The sequence below is a fragment of the Streptomyces sp. NPDC029296 genome, from assembly GCF_055569255.1.
The window spans coordinates 1-3,071 of record NZ_JBVHXT010000101.1; the positions used below are offsets into that span (position 1 = coordinate 1).

The 3,071-nt window shown below is 72.4% G+C and carries 1 protein-coding gene; it reads right to left on the reverse strand.

The features are described 5' to 3' along the window. Positions 1–3,023: type I polyketide synthase (locus ACZ4W9_RS40175; protein ID WP_467944199.1), on the reverse strand; the 3,023-nt coding region annotated here is incomplete at its 3' end. Between the last annotated feature and the right edge of the window lie 48 nt (positions 3,024–3,071).

Genomic DNA, 3,071 nt, shown 5'->3' on the forward strand with positions numbered 1-3,071 from the left:
AGATGCAACGCCACCAACGACGACGAACACGCCGTATCCACCGTCATCGCCGGACCCTCAAGACCCAGCAGATACGAGATCCGGCCCGAGGCCACCCCACCGCTGTTGCCGGTGATCAGCAGCCCCTCTACGTCCTCGGTGGCCTCCGGGAGCCAGGAACCGTAGTCGTGGTACATGAGGCCGGTGAACACGCCGGTCCGGCTGCCGCGGAGCGAGGACGGGTCGATGGCGGCCCGCTCCAGCGCCTCCCACGACGTCTCCAGCAGCAGCCGCTGCTGCGGATCCATCGCCGCCGCCTCACGCGGACTGATCCCGAAGAACTCCGCGTCGAAGTCCCCGGCCCCGGTCAGGAAGCCGCCCCGGCGGGAGTAACTGGTACCGAGGTGGTCCGGGTCCGGGTCGTAGAGGCCGGCGAGGTCCCAGCCGCGGTCGGCGGGGAACTCCGAGGTCGCGTCCACGCCCTCTACGACCGTCCGCCACAGTTCCCGCGGGGAGTCGATCCCGCCCGGCAGCCGGCAGGCCATGCCGACGATGACGATCGGGTCGTCGTCCGCGACGCCCCCGACCGGCACCGGCACGGCGGGCCCGCTGGACGTGCCCGTGATCTGCTCGGCCAGATAGCCGGCGAGCGCTGTGAGCGTCGGGTAGTCGAAGACCAGCGTCGAGGGCAGCCGCAGCCCGGTCGCGGTCTGCAACCGCTGCCGCAGCTCCAGCCCCGTCAATGAATCGAAGCCCATCTCCCGGAACGCCCGCTCCGGATCCACCGAGGCGGCCGAACCGTGCCCCAGCACCAGGGACACCTGCGTTCCCACCAACTCCGCCAGCGCCGCCGCACGTTCCACCTGGTCCAGCGCCGCCATGCGGTCGGCCCACGAGGAGGACTCCTCGGGACCGGGCGCGACCGCCCGGCGCACCGGGACCCGCACCAGCGACCTGAACACGGCGGGCAGGGCGTCCTTGTCCTGGGTGGCGCGGTCGCGCAGCCCGGGCAGGTCGAGCCGGACCGGCACCACGGTGGCACGGTCGGCGGCAAGCGCCGCGTCGAACAAGGCCAGACCCTGCCGCGCCGACATCGGCGCCAATCCCGTGCGCGACAGACGCGCCAAGTCGGCCTCGTCCAGATGCGCGGTCATCGCACTGTCCCCGGCCCACAAACCCCACGCCATCGACGTCGCCGCCAACCCCCCGGCACGACGCTCCACCGCCAAAGCGTCCAGGAAGGCGTTCGCCGCCGCGTAGTTGCCCTGACCGGCGGTGCCGAGCACGCCCGCTGCCGACGAGAACAGGACGAACGCCGCCAGATCCGCGTCCCGGGTCAGCTCGTGCAGCCAGCGCGCCCCGTCCACCTTCGGACGCATCACCACGTCCACGCGCTCCGCCGACAGCGCCGTCACCACACCGTCGTCCAGCACACCCGCCGCATGCACCACACCAGTGAGCGGATGCTCGGCAGGTATCCGGGACAGCACCTCCGCCAGCGCCTCACGATCGGCCACATCACACGCCACGAACCGCACCGACGCACCAGCGGCCCCCAACTCCGCCACCAGGTCCCGCGCGCTCTCGCCACCACGCCGTCCGAGCAGCAGCAGGTGCCGTACCCCGTACTCCTCCACGAGATGCCGGGCCACCAGCCCACCCAGCGCACCCCCGGCACCCGTGATCAACACCGTGCCATCCGTGTCCAGTCCCGGCGGGCTTGGGGTCCGCACCGCGACCGGAGAGAGCCGAGGGACGTACAACCGCCCGCCGAGCACGGCCACTTGCGGTTCCCCGAGGGCGAGGACGGCAGCCACATCGGCGTCCTCGCCGGCCGGTACGTCGACCAGGACGATCCGACCCGGATGCTCGGCCTGCGCCGACCGCAGCAACCCCCACACCCCGGCCGTCGCCGGATCGGCCACACCCGTCATCCCACCCCGCGTGACCACGACCAGCCGCCCATCGACGGAATCGGCCACGAAATCCTGCACCAACGCCAGCGCTTCCCCGACCCGCACCCGCACATCACCGCCGGGCTGGACATGCTCCACCCGGACATCCGAGGGAAGTTCCCCGGCATCATCCGGCGTCGGCACGTCCATCCAGCGCACCTCGAACAGCGGATCGGCTGCCGCCGAGCCGACCTGCTCCAGTTGCTCGCGGGACATGGGGTGCAGGCGGAGTTCGTCCACGGTCACGACGGGCAGCCCGGCCCCGTCGAACGCGGCCACCCGCACGGCACCGCCCGGCTGGGGGGTCAGCCGCACCCGCAGCACCGAGGCACCCACCGAGTGCAGCCGCACCCCGCCCCACGAGAACGGCACTCTCAGATCGTCGGTGAGCAGCGCGTGCAGGGCGGCGTCGAGCAGGGCCGGGTGGACACCGAACGCGTCGGCCTCGCCGGGGAGTCGCACCTCGGCGAACAGTTCCTCACCGACCCGCCAGGTGGCGCGCAGGCCCTGGAAGGTCGGCCCGTAGCCGTACCCCACTCCGGCCAGACGGTCGTAGCCCTCGGTCACGTCCACGCGCTGCGCGCCGGCCGGCGGCCACGCCGTCTCCAGCCGTTCCGTGGAGAAGCCGGTGCCGGGTGCCAGGACGCCCACGGCGTGGCGGTCCCACTCGCCCTCGCTGTCCTGGGGCCGGGAGTGCACGGCGATCGTCCGCCGCCCGGCCTCGTCGGCGGCGCCCACCGAGACCTGGACCGACACCAGTGTGTCCGGCGACAGCGCCAGCGGCCGTTCCAGCGTCAGTTCCTCCAGCACCTCGCAACCGGCCTGTTCACCAGCGTGCAGTGCCAGTTCGACGAAGGCGGTGCCGGGGAGGAGCACGGTGCCGAAGATGGCGTGGTCCGCCAGCCACGGGTGAGAGTGCAGCGACAATTGCCCGGTCAGCACCCACCCGTCCTGTGACGCCAGGCGTACGGCGGCTCCGAGCAGGGGATGGTGCGCCGGGTCCAGTCCGAGCCCGGCCGCGTCCACCACCGAACGACCCGCCGGCAACCAGAAACGCCGGTGCTGGAAGGCATACGTCGGCAGATCCACCAACCGGCCACCACCCACCCACGCCGTCCAGTCGACATCCACCCCGGC